Here is a 995-nt window from a genome sequence, read left to right on the forward strand (position 1 = left end):
TATCGTAAGGCCTTCTACCAAGAGATATCACAGCTCCATCAACCAATAATCAATTGGTCAGTATTATTTATTTGAGTCCAGTGGCTAACTTATTCTTGAAATTTAGGTTATTTTTTCCGTTACCATTAGCAAGCTATTTAATCAAATATCTTAGCCATACTGCCTCGTCAGGATAGGCTTTGGTACTCTTAAGTTTTAATGCAATGGGATTTCGATCAGCTGGGCGTCCATCAAATAAACTTGGCTCCGTAGATCGACCATCTGCTCCTGGTCCAATCAGGATACTAAGTTCATCAATTAAGCCAGCGTCCAAAAAGCCACCATTAATTTTGCCACCTCCGACAATTGCCAGACGCTTCACATGAAACTCAGTTGCTAATATATCCATTGCTTTTCTCAAGTCAATATGGTCTTTTCCAGCAACAATCCAAGAAATACCCTGACCATTTAAATAGTCTATATAATCCCGGGATACTTTCTGACTCATAATAATTAAATGGGGCTTTGGGGCTTCATGCTCATTTTACCAAAGAAGTGTTCCATTGGTATCCATTACAATGTTGTACCCAGTTGCATCTGTTTGCTTAGCAAATCCATTTTTACCATAGGCACGCGCACCTTTTGCTTGAAAAGTTTGGCCACTAGTCATTTCAGTAGCAGCAGTTACTCGTCCACTAATTCTGGTAGGCGCATCAATTGCATCTAAAGCTGAATAATACTCATTTTGTCCTTCTAGTTGAGCAGTCATCGAGCATGCAATCCGCCCATCAACTGACATCATCATATGGCAAATAATATATGGCTTACTCATGATCATTCCTCCTCGTAAGTTACTACTTTGAGTGTAACGAAAAGGATTATTAATTTGAAATGCTTATTTTTATTAGGCAGATTGCAATAAATAACTTGAACAAATTTAATGACGCAGATTAAGCAAGAAGATCTCAATTGGAGTTCGCCAGTTCAAACATTTGAGAGGCCGTGAATTCAGATAC

2 protein-coding genes are annotated in these 995 nt (G+C 38.5%); both read right to left on the reverse strand.

The annotated features are described in order from the left end of the window. Positions 1-133: 133 nt before the first annotated feature. Positions 134-493 (reverse strand): dihydrofolate reductase family protein, encoded by a 360-nt coding sequence (locus H5975_RS08840; protein WP_342590547.1) that lies wholly within the window; start codon positions 491-493, stop codon positions 134-136. A 30-nt stretch (positions 494-523) separates the two neighbouring features. Beyond that, the gene (locus H5975_RS08845; protein WP_239473184.1) at positions 524-811 is read right to left on the reverse strand and encodes a hypothetical protein; all 288 of its coding nucleotides are present in this window, start codon (positions 809-811) and stop codon (positions 524-526) included. Positions 812-995: the final 184 nt, after the last annotated feature.

This window comes from Limosilactobacillus coleohominis (assembly GCF_016901675.1).
In the GTDB taxonomy this organism is placed as follows: Bacteria; Bacillota; Bacilli; order Lactobacillales; family Lactobacillaceae; genus Limosilactobacillus; species Limosilactobacillus intestinavium.

Bases quoted from the DNA above. Each gene is read 5' to 3' on its own strand.
- H5975_RS08845 (WP_239473184.1), bottom strand. From the start codon at position 811: ATGAGTAAGCCATATATTATTTGCCATATGATGATGTCAGTTGATGGG.